This window comes from Agrobacterium sp. CNPSo 2736 (genome assembly GCF_004005385.1).
Classification (GTDB): Bacteria; Pseudomonadota; Alphaproteobacteria; order Rhizobiales; family Rhizobiaceae; genus Agrobacterium; species Agrobacterium leguminum.
Genome location: NZ_RZTX01000008.1, coordinates 99,863 through 119,794, shown reverse-complemented (window position 1 = coordinate 119,794; position 19,932 = coordinate 99,863). Strand labels below are relative to the sequence as shown.

Genomic DNA, 19,932 nt, shown 5'->3' with positions numbered 1-19,932 from the left:
ATGGCAAGAGATCCCAAGATCACATTCATCGGCGCAGGCTCCACGGTGTTCATGAAGAACATCATTGGCGACGTGCTGCAGCGTCCGGCGCTTTCGGGCGCCACCATCGCGCTGATGGATATCAATCGCGAGAGGCTGGAAGAAAGCGCCATCGTCGTCAACAAGCTGATTTCGACGCTTGGGGCGAAGGCGAAAGCCGAGACCTATACGGACCAGAAAAAGGCGCTCGCCGGCGCGGATTTCGTTGTCGTGGCCTTCCAGATCGGCGGTTATGAGCCCTGCACGGTCACCGATTTCGAGGTGCCGCGCAAATATGGCCTGCGTCAGACCATCGCCGATACGCTCGGCGTCGGCGGCATCATGCGCGGCCTGCGGACCGTGCCGCACCTCTGGAAGATTTGCGAGGATATGCTGGCCGTCTGCCCGAATGCGATCATGCTGCAATATGTGAACCCCATGGCGATCAATACCTGGGCGATCGCGGAAAAATATCCGACGATCCGGCAGGTCGGCCTTTGCCATTCCGTGCAGGGCACGGCCATGGAACTCGCCCACGATCTCGATATTCCATATGAGGAAATCCGCTACCGTTCGGCCGGCATCAACCATATGGCGTTCTTCCTGGAGTTCGAACACCGCCAGACCGATGGCAGCTACAAGAACCTTTATCCCGACCTCGTGCGCGCCTACCGCGAAGGCCGTGCGCCCAAACCCGGCTGGAACCCGCGTTGCCCCAACAAGGTGCGTTACGAGATGCTGACGCGCCTCGGTTATTTCGTCACCGAGAGTTCCGAGCATTTCGCCGAATATACGCCCTATTTCATCAAGGAAGGGCGCGAGGATCTGATCGAGAAATTCGGTATCCCGCTCGATGAATATCCGAAGCGCTGCATCGAGCAGATCGAGCGCTGGAAGGAGCAGGCGGCGGCCTATCGTTCGGCCGAGAAGATCGAGGTCAAGCCATCCAAGGAATATGCCTCCTCCATCATCAACTCGGTCTGGACCGGCGAGCCTTCGGTTATCTACGGCAACCAGCGCAACAATGGCTGCATCACCTCGCTGCCATCGGATTGCGCGGCGGAAGTGCCCTGTCTGGTCGATCATAACGGCGTGCAGCCCACCTTCATCGGCGAATTGCCGCCGCAGCTCACCGCCCTGATGCGCACCAACATCAATGTGCAGGAGCTGACGGTGCGGGCGCTGATGAGCGAAAACCGCGAGCACATCTTCCATGCGGCGATGATGGACCCGCACACGGCGGCGGAACTGGATCTCGACCAGATCTGGTCGCTGGTGGACGATCTGCTACTGGCCCATCGCGACTGGCTGCCGGAATGGACGCAGGTGGAGGTGAAGCGGGCGCGGGCGGTGTAAGGCGCGGTTGCTACGACAAATATTAAGGTACAGGCCCTCTCCTCCGTCATGCCGGACTAGATCCGGCATCCAGCCACGGCGCGTCTGCGCCGTGAGAGGACTCTTCCGCGATCAAGGACTTGATCGCGCTGGACCCCGGATCAGGTCCGGGGTGACGGGGTGCGGATGATGCGGCTTTGCCAAACGCGGCCGTTTCATAGAGCTTTGCAACCCCTGAGGCCTGCCATCATCAGCCGGTTTAGGCGTATGTCTGAAACCCTTAAAGCATTTGACTTGTGTCAAGGCTACAAAACACCTCGACGTCTAAACAGCCCCTGACTCGATCTATCCCCTCTTAAAGAGGAGAAATGTTGGGGGCGAATACTAAACGCAATGGTGGCTGGCTTCTTCGGTTTCATCGTATTAGGGTTGAAATTCGAAGGGTTCATGGGGAAGACGGATGTCTAAAAAAGGCTTGCTCGTTGGTCTGGTGATTCTGGTTATTGCCGGTGTCGCCTATTTCTCCTGGTCGAAGCTGAAGGGTGAGGGACTTCCCGCCGGTTTCGTGGCCAGCAACGGCCGGATCGAGGCCGTCGAAATCGATATTTCCACCAAGACCGCCGGTCGTCTTCAGGACATCATGGTGCGTGAGGGTGATTTCGTGAAGGCCGGGCAGGTGCTTGCCCAGATGGATACGGCGCAACTGGAGGCGAGGAAGCGTCAGGCGGAAGCACAGTTTCGCCGCGCGAAAATAGCAATCGATACGGCCAACAGCCTTGTCGCCCAACGGGAGGCCGAAAAGACCTCGGCGCTGGCGGTGGTGGAACAGCGCAAGGCCCAGCTCGATTCCGCCTCCAAGACCTATGCGCGCTCGAAACAGCTGCTGACCGGCAACGCCGTCTCGCAGCAGATCGTCGATGACAGTGAGGCCGCCGAGCAGTCCGCCCGCGCCACGCTCGCCTCCGCTGAGGCTTCGCTTGCCGCCTCCGATGCCGCAATCAACGCCGCCAAGGCGCAGATCGTCGATGCCGAGGCGGCGGTGGATGCCGCGCAGGCCGATATAGAAAGCATCGAGACTGACATCGCCGATGCGACGCTGAAATCGCCCCGCGACGGCCGCGTGCAATATCGTATCGCCCAGCCGGGTGAGGTGCTGTCGGCTGGTGGACGGGTTCTGAACCTGGTCGATCTCGGCGATGTCTATATGACGTTCTTCCTGCCGACGGCCGAGGCCGGTCGCACATCCATGGGATCGGACGTTCGCCTGATACTGGATGCCGCCCCGCAATATACCATTCCGGCGAAGGTTTCCTTCGTCGCCGATGTCGCGCAGTTCACGCCGAAAACGGTTGAAACCGAAGAGGAACGCCAGAAGCTGACATTCCGGGTGAGGGCGCAAATCCCGCAGGAGCTGCTGCAGAAATATATCCAGTATGTCAAAACCGGGCTGCCCGGCATGGCCTATGTCCGGCTTGATCCGCAGGCCGCCTGGCCGGAAAACCTCGAACGCAATCTCGTCAAGTGACGGTGGCCACCATGGTCGCGCCTCCCGCAACGAATGACAGGCATGCACCGATCGCGCGATTGGCCGATGTGCGGTTGACTTTTGGAACCACCATAGCGCTGGCCGACATATCGGTCGATATCCCCGCCGGGCGGATGATCGGGCTTATCGGGCCTGACGGTGTCGGCAAATCGAGCCTGTTATCGCTCGTCTCCGGCGCGCGCGCCATCCAGAAAGGCAGGGTGGAGGTTCTGGGCGGGGACATGTCCGATCCGCGCCACCGCGAAGATACCTGCCCGCGTATCGCCTATATGCCGCAGGGTCTTGGCAAGAACCTTTATCCCACCCTGTCCGTCTTCGAAAATATCGACTTTTTCGGCAGGCTGTTCGGGCAGGGCGGCAGGGAGCGGCAGGCGCGCATCGCCGAATTGCTGAAGAGCACCGGCCTCGAGCCATTCGCCGACCGCCCCGCGATGAAGCTTTCCGGCGGCATGAAGCAGAAACTCGGGCTCTGCTGCGCGCTTATCCACGATCCCGACCTGCTCATTCTCGATGAACCGACCACCGGCGTCGACCCATTGTCGCGCCGGCAATTCTGGGAGCTGATCGATTCCATCCGGGCCGGGCGTCCGGGCATGAGCGTCATCGTCGCCACGGCCTATATGGAAGAGGCCGCCGGTTTCGACTGGCTGGTCGCCATGGATGGCGGCAAGATTTTAGCCACCGGCTCGCCTGCCGAACTTCTTAAGCGCACCTCCGCACCCAATCTCGATGCAGCCTTCATCGCGCTTCTTCCTGAAGAGAAGCGCAAGGGTTACCACGAAGTCCATATCGCGCCGCGAAAGGTGACCGGTGAGAGCGACTATGCCATCGAGGCGTCGCATCTCAGCATGCGCTTCGGCGATTTTACCGCCGTCGACAATGTCAGCTTCAAGATTCCGCGCGGTGAGATTTTCGGCTTTCTCGGCTCGAACGGCTGCGGAAAATCAACCACCATGAAGATGCTGACGGGGCTTCTGGCCGCCAGCGAAGGCGAGGCCAAGCTTTTCGGGCACAAGGTGGATGCCAGCGACATGGCGATCCGTCACCGCGTCGGCTATATGAGCCAGGCCTTCTCGCTCTATTCCGAGCTGACGGTGCGCCAGAACCTCGATCTTCACGCCCGCTTGTTCAAGCTGCCGGAAGAGAGCATTCAACCGCGTATCGCCGAAATGGCCGAGCGTTTCGACCTCGGCGCGGTCATGGAGACCCTGCCGGACGACCTGCCGCTCGGCATCCGGCAGAGGCTGTCGCTGGCGGTGGCGATGATCCATTCGCCTGATATTCTCATCCTCGATGAGCCGACCTCCGGTGTCGACCCGGTGGCGCGCGACGGGTTCTGGCAAATCCTTGCCGATCTCTCGCGCAACGACAATGTCACCATCTTCATCTCTACACATTTCATGAACGAGGCGGAGCGCTGCGACCGGATTTCGCTGATGCATGCCGGCAAGGTGCTGATCAGCGATACGCCTGACGCGATTACCAAAAGCCGCAATGCCGCAACCCTCGAAGAGGCTTTCGTCGCCTATCTCGAGGATGCTTCGGGCGTCAAGAAGGCGGAGCCTGCGGCAGCGCCCGTCGCGACAGCGCAGGTGCCGGCGACGCAACATGCTGCACCCAATCGTAAGCGGTTTTTCGATTTCAGGCGCATGTTCAGCTATACCCGCCGCGAGGCGCTGGAACTACAGCGCGATCCCATTCGCGGCACGCTGGCGGTGCTCGGCAGCGTCATCCTGATGTTCGTTATTGGATACGGTATCAATCTCGATGTCGAGGACCTGACCTTCGCGGTGCTGGACCGTGACGATTCCACCATCAGCCGCGATTACGTGCTCGACATTGCCGGCTCCCGTTATTTCATCGAGAAGGAACCGATCCGCGATTATGCCGATATGGATCGGCGGATGCGTGACGGGGAACTGAGCCTCGCCATTGAAATTCCCCCCGGTTTCGGCCGCGACGTGTTGCGCGGCAAGACGGTAGAGGTGGGCGCGTGGATCGACGGCGCCATGCCGCAGCGGGCCGAGACAGTTCGCGGATACGTGCAGGGCATGCACCAGACATGGCTGGCGCGCAAGGCGGCCGAGATTTACGGCAGCGCGGCGACGCAGAGCACATTCAGCATCGAAACGCGCTATCGATACAATCCGGACGTCAAGAGCCTCGTCGCCATGGTGCCGGCGGTCATTCCGCTGCTGCTCATGCTCATTCCCGCCATGCTGGCGGCGCTCAGCGTCGTCAGGGAAAAGGAACTCGGCTCCATCGTCAATCTTTACGTGACGCCGACCACGCGGCTGGAATTCCTGATCGGCAAGCAGCTTCCTTATGTCGCCCTCGGCATGCTCAATTTCCTGCTTCTGACGGCCTTCGCCATCTTCATCTTCCAGGTGCCCTTCACCGGAAGTTATTTCGCCTATGCGACGGGAGCGCTGCTCTATGTCATCATCGCCACCTCCGTCGGCCTTCTCATGTCGTCCTTCATGAAGAGCCAGATCGCGGCGATCTTCGGCACGGCTTTGCTGACGCTCATTCCGGCAACGCAATATTCGGGCATGATCGATCCCGTTTCGTCGCTGCAGGGGGCGGGCGCCTTTATCGGCAACATTTATCCCGCCACCTATTTCATGACCATTTCGCGCGGCACCTTCTCCAAGGGGCTGGATTTCGCCGGGCTCTCCGGCTCGTTCCTGCCGCTTCTCATCGCCATTCCGCTGCTTCTCATTGCCGGCGCCGCACTTTTGAGGAAACAGGCGTCATGAAGCTGTTTTCGTCCAACATCTTCCAGCTCGGCATCAAGGAACTGCGCGGCCTCGCGCGCGACGGCATGTTGCTGCTGCTCATCGTCTACGCCTTCACGCTGCAGATCTATACCGGCTCCAGCGCGCTGCCGGAGACGCTGAACAATGCCGCCATCGCCATCGTCGACGAAGATCAGTCGCCGCTTTCCGGGCGCATCAGCACGGCTTTTTATCCGCCCTATTTCTCCCCGCCGAAGCAGATTTCCATCGCTGAAATGGACAAGCGCATGGATGCGGGCCTCGATACCTTCGCGCTCAACATCCCGCCGGATTTCCAGCGCCGGCTGATGGCCGGGCAGCAGCCGGCCATCCAGCTCAATATCGACGCCACCCGCATGAGCCAGGCTTTCAGTGGCGGCGGTTATGTGCAGAGCATCGTGACGAGCGAAGTTCAGGAATATATCAACCGTTATCGCGGTGCGACTTCGGTGCCGGTGGACCTTACCCTGCGATCTCGTTTCAACCCGGAACTGGACAAGTCGTGGTTCGGGTCGATCAACAACATCATCACCGCCATCACCATGCTGTCGATCGTGCTGACGGGGGCGGCGCTCATTCGCGAGCGCGAGCATGGCACGGTCGAGCATCTGCTGGTCATGCCGGTCACGCCGCTGGAAATCATGCTCAGCAAGGTCTGGTCCATGGGCCTTGTCGTGCTGGTGGCGTCTGCTTTTTCGCTGTTTGTCGTCGTCAGGGGCCTGCTCGCCATTCCAATCGAAGGCTCGCTTTTGCTCTTCCTGCTCGGAACGGCGTTGCAGCTCTTCGCCATGACGTCGATGGGCATCTTTCTTGCGACGGTGGCCGGTTCCATGCCGCAATTCGGCATGCTGCTGATCCTGTTCCTGCTGCCGTTGCAGGTGCTCTCCGGCGCCATGACGCCGCGTGAAAGCATGCCTGATATCATCCAGTACATCATGCTTCTCGCACCCAACACCCATTTCGTCATACTGGCGCAATCGGTGCTTTTCAGGGGGGCGGGGCTGGATGTCGTCTGGCCGCAATTGCTGGCGCTGCTGGCCATCGGCTCCGCGCTTTTCGTTTTCGCGCTTCGCCGTTTCAGGCGGTTCCTGCGCTGACAGCAGCGGGATCGTGCGCTTATTTCGCCTATTTCCGCGCAAGTTGAATAAATTGTGTTCGGTAACGGTATTTTCGCCTTCCGTGAATATGCCTATGAGGACGGCTGGGTAAGCGGGCTTTGTTCAGGAGTAGCAAAATGAATATTGCAGCACGTCTGTCACTGGCAGCCATGATCGCACTGGCGGCAACGCCCTCTCTTGCGTCAGAAGATATGACGTCGGAAACGAGCGAAGCGATATTCGGTTTCGGCGGCGCCCTGACGAAAGAGGACATGCTGAAAAGTACGGCCCTCATTCCGGTGGAATATGAGCGCAATGCCATTCTGGGCGGCGGCTATCAGTTCTACCCCTACCACATCGGCAACGTGAAACTCGGCGGCGAAATCGGCGTCGCCGCCAGATTTGGTAAGGGCTTTACCGGTGAAGTCTGGGCGGGTCCGGTCGCGCGTTACGAGCAGATCAGGCTCGGAGAACGGCTGTTCATCACGCCAAGCTTTACCGCCGGCCTCAGCCTCGTCACGGATGCGCAGCCGGGCCGCGAGCGGGAACAGGAAATCAAGGACGACGGCAATGCCAATGTCCTGTTTTATCTGGGACCGGAAATCAACGTGTCCTTCAGCGAGGATTCCTCGACGGAATTCTTCTGGCGTCTTCACCACCGTTCCGGCGGTGGCAAAACACTGGGCAACATGAAAGGCGCCACAAACGCCAACGTATTCGGCGTCCGCTACAAGTTCTGAGCGGCGGGGGGCGGTTCCAAGCCCGGCGAACCGTCTGAATTTTAGTCACGTTTCTTTTTCGTCGCAAACCGTCATGGGGAACCCTTGCGTCTGGCGCATGGGTGGATTGCCTTATTCTGCCTGTTAATTCGTCATCGAAAAGCGCATATAGGGGGCATCAAAGGACGCCGGAGCGAAAACGTTACTGACGTCACCTAAACCTCAGAAAGGGTAATGTCATGAACGTAGCACGCAGCTTCAATAACTGGCGCAAATACCGTCAGACCATCAACGAACTCGGCCGTATGAGCACCCGTGAACTGCACGATCTCGGTATCGATCGCAGCCAGATCACCAGCGTCGCCCGCGCCGCCGTTGGCAGGTAATCAAGGCGATATCGCCGCTTTTGAATGCCCAAACGCCCGCTCCGCGGGCGTTTTTGTTTTGGGGATATGGGATGCTTTTACCGCGAATATCCGCGGGATAATCCGGCGACGTGGAAGTCGGAGCCGAAGGGTGGGGTTTTCCCGATGTCGCGCGATGAATATCGCCATGCAGTGAATGCATATCTGTGCTGCAAGCTTGTGCCTGTCAAATACGCAGAAAAATGCTATCTTCCAATCATCGAAAGGGATGTACCTCCTCCCACATCCTTTTGGTAATGCGGGTGATCCTACTCCTCCTCCCAAAGGATTGCCCCGGGGACAGCGGTTTTCCTCCTCCCATATCGCTGTTCATCTTTTCAAAAAGCCTGCCGCACCTCCTCCCGCGGCAGGCTTTTTTGTTTTCAGCATCTTCCTTTGTCTTCAGGAATATCTCAGTCGAAAGCCATCATGCCGATGGGCGTCACGGCATGGGTGCCTGCGCGTCTGGCAAGGGCGTAGGCAAGGCACTGCTCCACGGCGTCCTGCGGCACGGGCTTGGCGATCACGCCGGCGCCGATGCCGAGGTTGACGACGACTTCGGGGTTTGCCGTCATGAAGATCACCACCACGCCATGATCTTCGGAAAGCCGCCGTCCGATCTCCGGGCCGGTCTGTCCGTCGGCAAGATTGACGTCGACAAAGGCGATATCGGCACGGCTGCCAAGCGCCACGGCATCTTCCAGCCGGTTGGCGATGCCGATGACATCCGCCTCTTCTTCCGCCTGCAAAATGGAATCCTCTATATCCATGGCGATGAGGAATTCGTCTTCCACGATCAGCACACGCGGCTGTTCCGTGCGGAAACCCGGTTCGTTCTGCAAGACGTCTGCCAACATATGCCTGTCTCCATTCTGTGTGCTCCAGAGCATCGGACCGAAAAGTGCAACGCAGTTTTCGGGTCTCCGATGCATCCACTAAACCTGGAGCGGGGAGGGCCGGTTCCGTTTCATCTCCCGCCGCTCCAGCGCGGTCGGCAAGCAAACACTTCTCGGCGTAACTCGTTCCAAAGTGAGATAAACATAGTGAATGGAGTGTAAACGGTGTGCCTTTTCGGCTATCACCTTTCAAGAGCGAAGCAGTTGATTCGGTTCGGTTTTCATCCGGGGAAGGGGTCGGAGAACGTCGCCGTGGAGCATCTTTCGCCCCCTGGAACACCGTTCTTTCGCCATTATCGGGTGAAAGGCCGGCATGAAAATTCAAAGCGTTACAGCCTCTTTCCCATCTGGGAGGAAGCGCTGGAACCTTGCCGATCATTCGCGTGCCGCGGTCAAAAAAACGGCGCGGGACCCTATGAGTTTAGAAAGAGAATAAGACGATGACCCAGTCTCCGCGCGCCACCATTGCCCGCAACACGCCCAATATCGCCGTCGTCGGCGTCGGTGGCGGTGGCGGCAACGCGATCAACAACATGATTGCCGAGGGCATCGGCGGCGTCGATTTCATCGCCGCCAATACGGATGCGCAGGCGCTGAAGAAGACCAACGCGCCGCGGCTCGTGCAGCTCAGCTCCGAACTGACCGGCGGGCTTGGGGCGGGCGCTGATCCCGAGGTTGGCCGGCAGGCGGCGATCGATTCCCTCGATGAGATCATGGATCACCTGAGCGGCTACGACATGTGTTTCATCACCGCCGGCATGGGCGGCGGCACCGGCACGGGCGCTGCCCCCGTCATTGCCGAAGCCTGCCGGGCGAAGAACATCCTCACCGTCGGTGTCGTCACGCTTCCCTTCAGCTTCGAGGGCGCGCGCCGCATGCGGGCCGCCGAATACGGCTTCGCCAACCTGCTCAACACGGCCGATACCGTCATCGTCATCCCCAACCAGAACCTGCTGCGCATTGCCGATGCCGGCACGACCTTCGAAAATGCGCTGAAAACGGCGGACAAGGTTCTGTCGCTTGGCGTGCGCTGCATCACCGATCTCATCCTGCGCGAAGGCCTGGTCAATCTCGATTTCGCCGATGTGCGCTATGTCATGAAGAATGGCGGCCGGGCGCTGATGGGCACGGCGCAGGCCAAGGGCGAAAAGCGCGCCTCGGAAGCGGCGGCCGCAGCCATCGCCAACCCGCTGCTCGGAGAACCGTCGCTGAAGGAAGCGCGCGGCGCATTGGTTTCCATTTCCGGCGGCAACGACCTGACGCTTTACGAGATCGATGAGGCAATGACGCTGGTGCGCGAGGCGGTCAGCGAGGAAACCGATGTGGTGATGGGCGCTTCCTTCGACCCGACGCTGGACGGCGCTTTCAAGATTTCCGTCGTTGCCACCGGCCTGCGCAATTGATGCTGGTTTGAGGCGCGGCGTGCTCCTCAATCCTTGGTTAAATCGCCTTCTTTAGTCGGCGATGCCCCATAAACAGCGTACACGCCACAAACTGAATGATCAAAAGCCGTCGCGGGTAATTTTCGCGACGGCTTTTTGTTGTTTTTGAACAATTATTCCGCCATTCGGGGCGGCAGCGCTGCAACGCGTCGTTGATTGCGAAAAAATATAATAGTACTCTTTATGTCGACAAGAGGGATTTGGTGATGACGGATATAATTGCTTCTGCCGAGCGCAAGCGCGGCTCCGGCGTGAAGATGGTCTATGATCTGCTGCGCGACGAGATTCTCGATCTGGTTCTGCCGCCGGGCAGCCCCATCGATGAGGTGCAGCTTGCCGAAAGGTTCAAGATGTCGCGCACGCCGATCCGCGAGGCGCTGGTGCGGCTTTCGGGCGAGGGGCTGATCGATACGTTGCCGAACCGTTCGACCATGGTGTCGAATATCGATTTCCTCAACATGCACACCTATTTCGATGCGCTGGTGTTGATGTATCGGGTAACGACGCAGCTTGCCGCGCAATATCACCGTCCGGAAGATCTGGCCGGCATTCGCGCCCACAATGCGGAATTCGCCATTGCGGTGGAGGAGCAGGATGCGCTGGCAATGATCTCCACCAATGCCGCACTTCACCTTTCCATCGCCGAAGCCGGACGCAACCCCTATTTTACCAGCTTGTTCAAGCGGCTGCTGGATGAGGGACGACGCATCCTCCGGCTTTATTATCAGTCCTATGACGATCGGCTTCCGAAGCGCTTCGTTGACGATCATGATGAGATCATCGCGGCGATTGCTGCGCGTGATACCGTTCTTTCCGAGAAACTGGCCCGCGAGCATGCCGAGCAGATCGTGCGGCAGGTGCAGAAGCTGCTGGTGCGAAACGAGCGTCTGGAAATAAATCTGTAGCTTGTCGATTTCTTGTCGACAAATAAAATACAAGATTGTAATATCCTTGTCGAAAGGGTGGCGCGGAGGTGCGTCCATTCCTGAAAAACATGTCCCTTAGGAGCTTGAAATGACGGCCAGCATTTTTTCCGGCGTGATTCCCGCCTTGATGACCCCCTGCAAGGATGATCGCACCCCCGATTTCGATGCGCTTGTTCGCAAGGGCAAGGAACTGATCGCCGATGGCATGTCGGCCGTTGTTTATTGCGGTTCCATGGGCGACTGGCCGCTCCTGACGGACGAGCAGCGCATGGAAGGCGTGGAGCGCCTGGTGAAAGCCGGTATTCCGGTCATCGTCGGCACCGGCGCGGTCAACACGGCATCTGCCGTTGCCCATGCAGCCCACGCCCAGAAGGTTGGCGCCAAGGGCCTGATGGTCATTCCGCGCGTCCTGTCGCGCGGTTCGGTCATCGCCGCCCAGAAGGCGCATTTCAAGGCCATCCTCTCGGCTGCACCGGAAATCCCGGCCGTCATCTACAACAGCCCCTATTACGGCTTCGCCACCCGCGCCGATCTCTTCTTCGCGCTGCGCGCCGAGCACAAGAACCTCGTCGGCTTCAAGGAATTCGGCGGCCCGGCGGATATGCGTTATGCGGCCGAGAACATCACTAGCCGCGATGACGACGTGACCCTGATGATCGGCGTCGACACCGCCGTCTTCCACGGCTTCGTCAATTGCGGCGCCACCGGCGCCATCACCGGCATCGGCAATGTCCTGCCGAAGGAAGTCATTCACCTCTGCAAGCTGTCGCAGGCCGCCGCCAAGGGTGATGCGGACGCCCGCGCCCGCGCGCTGGAGCTGGAACAGGCGCTCGCCGTTCTCTCGTCCTTCGATGAAGGCCCGGATCTGGTTCTCTATTTCAAGCACATGATGGTGCTGAAGGGCGACAAGGAATACACGCTGCACTTCAACGAAACCGACGCCCTGACCGACAGCCAGCGCGGTTATGTCGAGGCGCAGTTCAAGCTGTTCAACAGCTGGTATGCCGACTGGAGCAAGCTTCCGGGCGCTGTGCAGGCCTGCAAGGCTGCCTGAGATATTGCTGGTGTGAAAAAAAGGCCCGCAATTGCGGGCCTTTTTTGCATGTGATGACGTTTGAGCGTTTCTTGGCTTCGACGTCATCTCCGGACTTGTCCCACGGCTGTCCGGTTTAAATTTTCTGCCGGCTACAATCCCCACGATGCTGGTGATGAAGAGTGGATATTCTCTCGGCGTCATCCTCGGCCTTGTGCCGAGGATCTAATCACGGTGAATAAAATCAATACGTTGCAGATCCTCGGGACAGGCCCGAGGATGACGGAGGAGAGGTTTGCGGATTCCGCCGTCAACTCTGCACCGGCCGCGGGCCTTATGTATATTGTTCTCCGACACGGTCAGGAAACCGCGTCCAGCCCCTTTTCCAGCAGCCGGTCGAGCCCGGCCATTTCGGCGGCGGTAAGCGTGATGCCTTCGCTTGCGGATTTGGCGCGGGCCGCAAAACGGCGACCGGAGGGCAGGCGGGCGCCTTGGCCGATGATAGCGTCGAACAGCACTTCGGCGCGCAGGAAAGGGTCGCCCGGACGGCCCTTGGCGAAAGCTTCGGGTGAAAAGGCGACGATCAATTCTCCATGGGTTGGCGCAAGCGTGGTGGTGCCGAGAAATTCGAGCGCTTCGGGGCTGGTGAGATCGCCGATCATGATGCCGGCGAGAAGCTCGATCATGGTGCCGATGGCCGATCCCTTGTGGCCGCCAAAGGGCAGCATGGAACCGGCAAGGGCCGCCTCCGGGTCGGTCGTCGGCTTGCCGTTGGCATCCAGAGCCCAGCCTTCAGGCAGGGGCTTTCCGGCCCGCCGGTGCAGTTCGATTTCACCGCGGGCCGCAACCGACGTCGCGAAATCGAAGACATAAGGGGAGGTGCCCTTGCGCGGCCAGCCGAAGGCGAAGGGGTTGGTGCCAAGCAGAGGCTTGGTTCCGCCGGTGGGCGCGACGGTGGAATAGCTCGGGCACATGACCAGCCCGGCGAGACCGTTTTCGGTCAGCCCTTCGACTTCCGGCCAGAGCGCCGAGAAATGCGTGCAGTCATTGACGACGAGCGCTGCGATGCCCGAGCGTCTCGCCCGCTCCACCAGAACCGGCAGACCAAGTTCGAAGGCGGGGTTGGCGAAGCCGCCATGGGCATTGACCTTGACGATGGCCGTGCCGTCGTCTTTAGCCACTTCAGGTATCGCATCGGGCTTCACCTTGCCGGCCTTGACGGTGCGGAGCGCGCCTTCGATACGGTAGATGCCGTGGGACTTGCAGGCGTCCCGCTCACCGGCAGTAATGACGCGCGCCAATGCGCCCGACTGTACATCATTCAGCCCGGCCCTCAAAAAAATCGACTCGACCCGCTGGAAAAGTGCCTCAATGGTCAAGGTGGTCGTGTCGCTCATCATAGTCCTCCGATAGGGCTCGCACATTTTGAATACATAAAGTATACAAAGGTGTGAGTATTGCAACGTGTCTTTTCGATGAAGCTCAGTCAGAGCAGAAGGCCACCCTCTCAAATACGAGGATACCTTAAAGCTCTCATTCCTGTACTTGTCACAGGAATCCAGTCGACGCGCGTCTGCGCGTCGGAAAGCCTCTTTCAGCCTAAAGACTTGGGCCGGCTAGATTCCTGTGACAAGCACAGGAATGAGGGATGCTGGATGTTTCCCCCACCTTGTCCGCTCGCCGCGCGCCGGCTGGCCTAATCATCCGCGACACCTCATCAGTTCGCATGCGCACAAAATTCTTTTTGTATACTCATTGTATTTTTATGTTGATTTATCGCTTCCATGGGGAAATAGTGACCGCGCCTTCAACGGCAGACCAATTCTGGGAGCAAATCAAGAATGAAAAAATCGGTCATTTTCGCCGGCCTCTTGGCCGCCACTTCCGCTATCACCCCGGCCAAGGCCGACAAGCTGGACGACATCATCTCGTCCGGTACGCTGCGTTGCGCCGTCGTGCTCGACTTCCCGCCCATGGGCGCGCGTGATGACGCCAACAACCCGATCGGCTTCGACGTCGACTATTGCAACGATCTCGCCAAGGCGCTCGGCGTCACGGCTGAAATCGTCGAAACGCCGTTCCCCGAGCGTATTCCGGCACTGATGTCGGGCCGCGTCGATGTCGGTGTTGCCTCGACCTCCGATACGCTGGAGCGCGCCAAGACGGTCGGCATGACCGTGCCTTACTTCGCTTTCGAAATGGCTGTCACCGCCAACGACAAGTCGGGCATCAAGTCCTTCGAGGACATGAAGGGCAAGACGGTCGGAGCAACCGCCGGCACGTTCGAAGCCATCGCGCTTGAAAAGTCGGTCAAGGAGTGGGGAACCGGCGAGTTCCGTCCTTATCAGACGCAGGCCGACGTTTTCCTCGCGCTGAGCCAGGGCCAGATCGACGCCACCGTTTCCACCTCCACGGTTGCGCAGTCCAACGTCAAGGGCGGCAAGTTTGCCGGTATCTCGGTCGTCGGCAAGGCGCCCTATGATATCGATTACGTCGCGCTCTTCACCAACCGTGACGAGTATGGCTTCATCAACTACCTGAACCTCTTCATCAACCAGCAGGTTCGCACCGGCCGTTACGCCGAACTCTATGAAAAATGGGTTGGCGGCGAAGTTCCCTCGCTCACCGTCAACGGCGTTTATCGCTAATCAGGACTTTTCGTAAACGGCGCGGTCAAAATGATCGCGCCGTTGATCGTTTCTGAAAAGGCGGGACGCTTAATGTTCAACTATACATTCCACTGGAATCAGGCGCTGAAGGCTTTGCCGCAGCTTCTGGACGGTGCGGTGGTAACGCTGCAGATCGCCCTTCTGTCGATGGTGATCGGTCTTACCTTCGCCATCCTGCTGACGCTGTTCCGGCTGTCCGGCAACCGCGTTCTCGGCGCTTTGGCCTCCGTCTGGGTGGAGGTTGCCCGCAACACGCCGGCACTGTTCCAGATTTACATGGCCCATTTCGGGCTTGGCAATTTCGGCATCCACCTCAGCCCCTATACCGCGCTTCTGGTCGGTATCGCGTTTAACAATGCCGGTTATCTGGCAGAGAATTTCCGCGGCGCGCTGAAAGCCATACCGGATACGCAGACGCGGTCGGGCCGTTCGCTTGGCATGACCTCGATGCAGACCTTCCGGCTGATCATCCTGCCGCAGATGCTGCGCGTGGCTTTCCTGCCGGCCACCAACCAGATGGTCTGGGCGATCCTCATGACCTCGCTCGGTGTCACGGTCGGCATGAACACGGATCTCGCCGGCGTCACGCAGGCGCTCAATGCGCGCTCGTTCCGCACCTTTGAATTCTTCGCGCTCGCCGCGGTCATCTATTACGTGATCGCCAAGATCGTCACGCTCGCCGCCAGATTGCTGGCCTGGCGTCTGTTCCGTTACTGAGAGAGGTGCGCCATGTTTGAAACCGCTCTCACCTGGAGTGATCTCGCCTTCTTGGCCAAGGGTGCCGGCATGACGCTTGCCGTCACCGCCGTCGCCGTCACGGCAGGCACCCTGATGGGGATCATCTTCGGTATCATCCGTTTCCAGTTCGGTCCCTATTGGTCGCTGCCGCTGACCTTCGTGCTGGATATTTTCCGCTCCGTGCCGCTGCTCATCCAGCTGGTTCTCGGCAATGCCTTCCAGTCGATCGCCAAGCTCGGCTGGCCGCCATTCACCACCTCCTGCGTGGTGCTGTCGCTTTATACGGCAGCCTATTGCACCGAGATCGTGCGCGGCGGCATCGATGCCGTGCCGTCCAATACGCGCCGTGCCTGCCGCTCACTCGGCATGACATGGTCGCAGGACATGCGCTACATCGTGCTGCCGCTCGCCACCCGCGTGTCGCTGCCGTCCTGGATCGGACTGACGCTCGGTGTCATGAAGGATTCGGCCCTGGTGCTTTGGCTTGGACTTATCGAGCTTTTGCGTGCCTCGCAGATCCTCGTTACCCGCCTGCAGGAACCGCTGACCATCCTGATGATCTGCGGCGCCATCTACTTCCTTATCAGCTTCCCCATCGCCCGTTTCGGCGGGTATCTCGAAAGACGGTGGTCCCCCAATGATTGAGATCGAAAACGTCCGCAAATCCTTCGGCCCGCTGGAGGTTCTGAAAGGGATCAACCTCACCGTCAACAAGGGCGAGGTCGTCACCATCATCGGCGGCTCCGGTTCTGGCAAGTCGACGCTGCTGACCTGCATCAACGGCCTGGAGCCGATCGACAGCGGCAAGATCGTCATCGACGGCACGGAAGTGCATGCCAAATCGACCGACCTCAACAAGCTGCGCCGCAAGGTCGGCATCGTCTTCCAGCAATGGAATGCCTTTCCGCATCTGACGGTGCTCGAAAACGTCATGCTGGCGCCGCGCAAGGTTCTTGGCATCTCCAAGGAGCAGGCCGAGGAAATCGCGGTGAAGCAATTGACCCATGTGGGCCTTGCCGAAAAGCTGAAGGTCTATCCGAACCGCATGTCTGGCGGCCAGCAGCAGCGTATGGCGATTGCCCGCGCGCTTGCCATGTCGCCGGAATATATGCTGTTCGACGAAGTCACGTCAGCGCTCGACCCGATGCTGGTGGGCGAAGTGCTCGATACGCTGAAGATGCTGGCGGATGAGGGTATGACGATGATCTGCGTCACCCATGAAATGGCCTTTGCCCGCGATGTCTCAAACCGCGTCGCCTTCTTCCATCAGGGCGTGATGGCGGAAATCGGCACACCGGACCAGCTGTTCGGCGCGCCGCAGCATGCTGAAACCCAGAAGTTCCTGGCGAGCGTGCGGTAATGCCTGCACATGATGTCATCGTCATCGGGGCCGGCGTCGTCGGCCTCTCGGCGGCAATCGCGGCGCAGGGCCGTGGCCTCTCGGTCACGGTCATCGACCGCGAGGGACCGGCGGCGGGCGCGTCCGCCGGCAATGCCGGTGCCTTCGCCTTCACCGATATTCTGCCGCTCGCATCGCCGGGTATTCTCTGGAAGGCGCCGAAGTGGCTGCTCGATCCGCTCGGTCCGCTCAGCGTGCCGCCGGCCTATGCGCTGAAGATCGCGCCGTGGATGTTCCGCTTCTGGCGGGCCTGTGCGGCGTCGAAGGTGGAACATTCCACCGCGGCACAGACCGCGCTGATGGATCTCGCCAAGGCCGAGCTGGAGCCGTTCCTGAAAAAGACCAACACCATCGCCATGCTGCGCAAGGAGGGCAATCTCCAGGTCTATGAAAGCGAGGCGGAATTCGAAGCCTCGCTTCCCGGCTGGAAGGCGCGTGAGCGGCACGGCATCGAGTTCCGGCATCTCAATGCCGAACAGATGGCCGAGATACAGCCCGGCATCGCGCCGCGTTTCACCTGTGGCACGTTCACGCCCGGCTGGTATTCCATCGCCGACCCCAAGCTCTATACGCTGGCGCTGGCCGACCATTTCCGCACCATTGGCGGCCGTATCGAATGCCTCGATATCGCTTCGCTCAGGCCGCTGGAAGACGGCGTCGAGGTGGTGAGCCATGACGGCCGCACGCGCAAGGCCGCCAGGGTGGTGCTGGCAGCCGGCGCCTTTTCGCATCGCATCGCCCGTTCGCTCGGGGAAAAAATTCCGCTGGAAACGGAACGGGGGTATAATACAACCCTGCCGTCTGGCGCCTTCGATCTGCGCACGCAGGTGACTTTCGGCGGCCATGGTTTCGTCGTCACGCGGCTTTCCTCCGGCATCCGTGTCGGTGGCGCGGTAGAACTGGGCGGGCTGGAGCTTCCGGCCAATTTCGCCCGTTCCGAGGCCCTGCTGACCAAGGCGAAAGCCTTCCTGCCTGGCCTGAAAACCGAAGGCGGCAAGCAGTGGATGGGCTTTCGCCCCTCGCTGCCGGACAGCCTGCCGGCCATCGGGCAAGCACGGCACACGGCGCGGGTGGTCTATGCTTTCGGCCATGGGCATCTTGGGTTGACGCAATCGGCGGGCACGGCCCGCATCGTCGCCGATCTTCTGACGGGGCAAAAACCCGCCATCGATACAAGGGCATTTTCGCCGCAACGTTTCTGACGGGGATTTCCGATGTCTTCTTCCCTCTCGACAGCAGCCGTTCCTGAAGCCCGCAGCATTTTGGCCGGTTCGGCTGAAGGGACGGCGATCTCCACCACCGAAGCGCTGAGTTTCTGGGGCGGCGTCGATCCCGCCACCGGCCGGGTCATCGACGTGCACCACCCGCTGCATGGCACCTGTCTCACCGGCGGCGTGCTGTTCATGCCCACCAGCCGCGGTTCCTGCACCGGTTCAGGTGTCTTGCTCGATCTTATCCTGACGGGCCGTGCGCCTTCGGCGCTGGTCTTCTGCGAGGCCGAGGACGTGCTGACGCTGGGCGCGCTGATCGCCGCCGAAATGTTCGGCAAGCCTTTGCCGGTGCTGCGCCTCGACGCGGAAAATTTCGCCCGGTTTTCCAAAGCCGTTCATGTCCATATCGATGAGACGGCCATCGAAGCCGATGGCGTTTCCCTTGCCCTCACGCCGCCGGCGACGGCGCATCTCGATCTTGGGGATGACGACCGGGCCATGCTCGAAGGACGCGATGGCATCGCCGTGCAGCAGGCCATGCGCATCACCGTCGCCATGGCCGCCCAGCAGGGGGCATCGGCGCTTGTCGATGTCACGCAGGGCCATGTTGACGGTTGCATCTATGCCAGCCCCGCCAATCTCACCTTCGCGGAAAAAATGGCGGAGATGGGGGCGCAGGTACGGGTGCCGACGACCATGAACGCCATTTCGGTGGACAAGGCGCATTGGCGTTCGCAGGGCATGCCGGAGGATTTCGGCGACCCGGCCGCAAGGCTGGCGGATGCCTATGTGCGCATGGGCTGTCGGCCCACCTTCACCTGTTCGCCTTACCTGCTCGACAGCGCGCCGCAGGCCGGCGACATGATCGCCTGGGCCGAGTCGAACGCGGTGATCTTCGCCAATACTGTTCTTGGCGCGCGCACGGCGAAACATCCGGATTTTCTCGATCTCTGCATCGCGCTGACGGGCAGGGCGCCGCTTGCCGGCGTCTATCTGGAGGAAAATCGCCGTCCTCAGCGCATCGTCAATGTGGCGTTGCCGCAGGGCGTGGATGATGCCTTCTGGCCGCTCATCGGCTATCTGGCGGGCAAGGCCGCGCCGGATTGCATTCCGCTGCTGCGCGGCCTTGGCCCTGCGAAGCCGTCACGGGATGATCTAAAGGCGCTTTGCGCCGCTTTCGGCACCACATCCGCTGCGCCCATGCTTCATATAGAGGGCGTAACGCCGGAAGCCGGTCTTTCGCCTCTCGAAACGGCCGATACCGTTACTGTTTCACCCTCCGATATGGCCGCCGGCTGGTCGCTTCTCAATGAAGGACCGGAAGAGGTGCAACTTGTCGCCATTGGCAGTCCGCATGCCTCGCTGGAGGAGTGCCACGCGCTTGCGGCTGAATTTGCCGGCCGCCGGCGTCACGCGGATGTTGCGGTGATCGTCACAGCCGGCCAGCAGGTCATCGATGCGGCCGGGCAGGACGGCACTTTGCAAAGCCTGCGCGACAGCGGCGTGCAGGTGCTGCCTGATCTTTGCTGGTGCTCCATTTCCGAGCCGGTTTTCCCGACGAAGACCCGTGTCCTGATGACCAATTCTGGCAAATACGCTCATTACGGACCCGGCCTCAGCGGCCGCGCCGTGCGCTTCGGCAGCCTTGCCGATTGCGTTGAAAGCGCGCTGACCGGCCGTGCCCCATCCCTTCTTCCTTCATGGCTTTCCTAAGGAGTTTTG

At 60.2% G+C, this 19,932-nt stretch carries 17 protein-coding genes; 15 read left to right on the top strand and 2 right to left on the bottom strand.

The window, feature by feature from the left end; translation table 11 throughout:
- The 6 genes from EM858_RS15275 to EM858_RS15250 all read left to right on the top strand — a co-directional run bounded on the left by EM858_RS15275 (position 1) and on the right by EM858_RS15250 (position 7,878).
- The gene (locus EM858_RS15275) at positions 1-1,374 is read left to right on the top strand and encodes an alpha-glucosidase/alpha-galactosidase (protein ID WP_127757135.1); all 1,374 of its coding nucleotides are present in this window, start codon (positions 1-3) and stop codon (positions 1,372-1,374) included.
- Between the two features lie 439 nt (positions 1,375-1,813).
- Entirely contained in the window at positions 1,814-2,878 is a 1,065-nt protein-coding gene (locus tag EM858_RS15270; RefSeq protein WP_127757134.1) for an HlyD family efflux transporter periplasmic adaptor subunit, read from the top strand.
- A gap of 11 nt (positions 2,879-2,889) precedes the next feature.
- Entirely contained in the window at positions 2,890-5,658 is a 2,769-nt protein-coding gene (gene rbbA, locus EM858_RS15265; RefSeq protein ID WP_127757133.1) for a ribosome-associated ATPase/putative transporter RbbA, read from the top strand.
- 2 nt (positions 5,659-5,660) lie between these two features.
- Positions 5,661-6,773 (top strand): ABC transporter permease, encoded by a 1,113-nt coding sequence (locus EM858_RS15260; RefSeq protein WP_170985965.1) that lies wholly within the window; start codon positions 5,661-5,663, stop codon positions 6,771-6,773.
- 137 nt (positions 6,774-6,910) lie between these two features.
- Complete coding sequence (locus EM858_RS15255; protein WP_164865445.1) at positions 6,911-7,513, top strand: hypothetical protein; 603 nt, start codon at positions 6,911-6,913, stop codon at positions 7,511-7,513.
- 218 nt (positions 7,514-7,731) lie between these two features.
- Entirely contained in the window at positions 7,732-7,878 is a 147-nt protein-coding gene (locus tag EM858_RS15250; RefSeq protein ID WP_003521716.1) for a DUF1127 domain-containing protein, read from the top strand.
- A 431-nt stretch (positions 7,879-8,309) separates the two neighbouring features.
- Here the strand turns inward: EM858_RS15250 and EM858_RS15245 are convergent, their stop codons facing one another.
- Positions 8,310-8,753, bottom strand: coding sequence for a response regulator (locus EM858_RS15245; protein WP_080818946.1), 444 nt, complete (start codon positions 8,751-8,753; stop codon positions 8,310-8,312).
- Positions 8,754-9,232: 479 nt separating this feature from the next.
- Here EM858_RS15245 and ftsZ point away from each other — a divergent pair, with 479 nt between their 5' ends.
- The 3 genes from ftsZ to EM858_RS15230 all read left to right on the top strand — a co-directional run bounded on the left by ftsZ (position 9,233) and on the right by EM858_RS15230 (position 12,214).
- Positions 9,233-10,195, top strand: coding sequence for a cell division protein FtsZ (gene ftsZ, locus EM858_RS15240; RefSeq protein WP_003521714.1), 963 nt, complete (start codon positions 9,233-9,235; stop codon positions 10,193-10,195).
- 245 nt (positions 10,196-10,440) lie between these two features.
- Positions 10,441-11,139 (top strand): GntR family transcriptional regulator, encoded by a 699-nt coding sequence (locus tag EM858_RS15235; RefSeq protein ID WP_031234148.1) that lies wholly within the window; start codon positions 10,441-10,443, stop codon positions 11,137-11,139.
- A gap of 109 nt (positions 11,140-11,248) precedes the next feature.
- Entirely contained in the window at positions 11,249-12,214 is a 966-nt protein-coding gene (locus EM858_RS15230; RefSeq protein ID WP_003521712.1) for a dihydrodipicolinate synthase family protein, read from the top strand.
- A gap of 338 nt (positions 12,215-12,552) precedes the next feature.
- Here EM858_RS15230 and EM858_RS15225 read toward each other — a convergent pair whose 3' ends face one another.
- The gene (locus EM858_RS15225; protein ID WP_127757132.1) at positions 12,553-13,590 is read right to left on the bottom strand and encodes an Ldh family oxidoreductase; all 1,038 of its coding nucleotides are present in this window, start codon (positions 13,588-13,590) and stop codon (positions 12,553-12,555) included.
- Positions 13,591-14,034: 444 nt separating this feature from the next.
- Here EM858_RS15225 and EM858_RS15215 point away from each other — a divergent pair, with 444 nt between their 5' ends.
- From EM858_RS15215 to EM858_RS15190, 6 genes are all read left to right on the top strand, one after another.
- Complete coding sequence (locus EM858_RS15215; RefSeq protein WP_080818943.1) at positions 14,035-14,841, top strand: transporter substrate-binding domain-containing protein; 807 nt, start codon at positions 14,035-14,037, stop codon at positions 14,839-14,841.
- 72 nt (positions 14,842-14,913) lie between these two features.
- Positions 14,914-15,579, top strand: a complete 666-nt coding sequence (locus EM858_RS15210; protein ID WP_065116852.1) for an amino acid ABC transporter permease — start codon at positions 14,914-14,916, stop codon at positions 15,577-15,579.
- Positions 15,580-15,591: 12 nt separating this feature from the next.
- The gene (locus EM858_RS15205; protein WP_065116851.1) at positions 15,592-16,245 is read left to right on the top strand and encodes an amino acid ABC transporter permease; all 654 of its coding nucleotides are present in this window, start codon (positions 15,592-15,594) and stop codon (positions 16,243-16,245) included.
- Positions 16,238-16,960: an amino acid ABC transporter ATP-binding protein gene (locus tag EM858_RS15200; RefSeq protein ID WP_020811659.1), complete on the top strand. Its 723-nt coding sequence runs from the start codon at positions 16,238-16,240 to the stop codon at positions 16,958-16,960. Before EM858_RS15205 ends, EM858_RS15200 begins: the two co-directional genes overlap by 8 nt.
- A complete protein-coding gene (locus EM858_RS15195) occupies positions 16,960-18,201 on the top strand; it encodes an FAD-binding oxidoreductase (protein ID WP_127757131.1) in 1,242 nt (413 codons plus the stop codon). The genes EM858_RS15200 and EM858_RS15195 overlap by 1 nt, the downstream gene beginning before the upstream one ends.
- 12 nt (positions 18,202-18,213) lie before the next feature.
- Positions 18,214-19,923: an aconitase X gene (locus EM858_RS15190; RefSeq protein WP_127757130.1), complete on the top strand. Its 1,710-nt coding sequence runs from the start codon at positions 18,214-18,216 to the stop codon at positions 19,921-19,923.
- Positions 19,924-19,932: the final 9 nt, after the last annotated feature.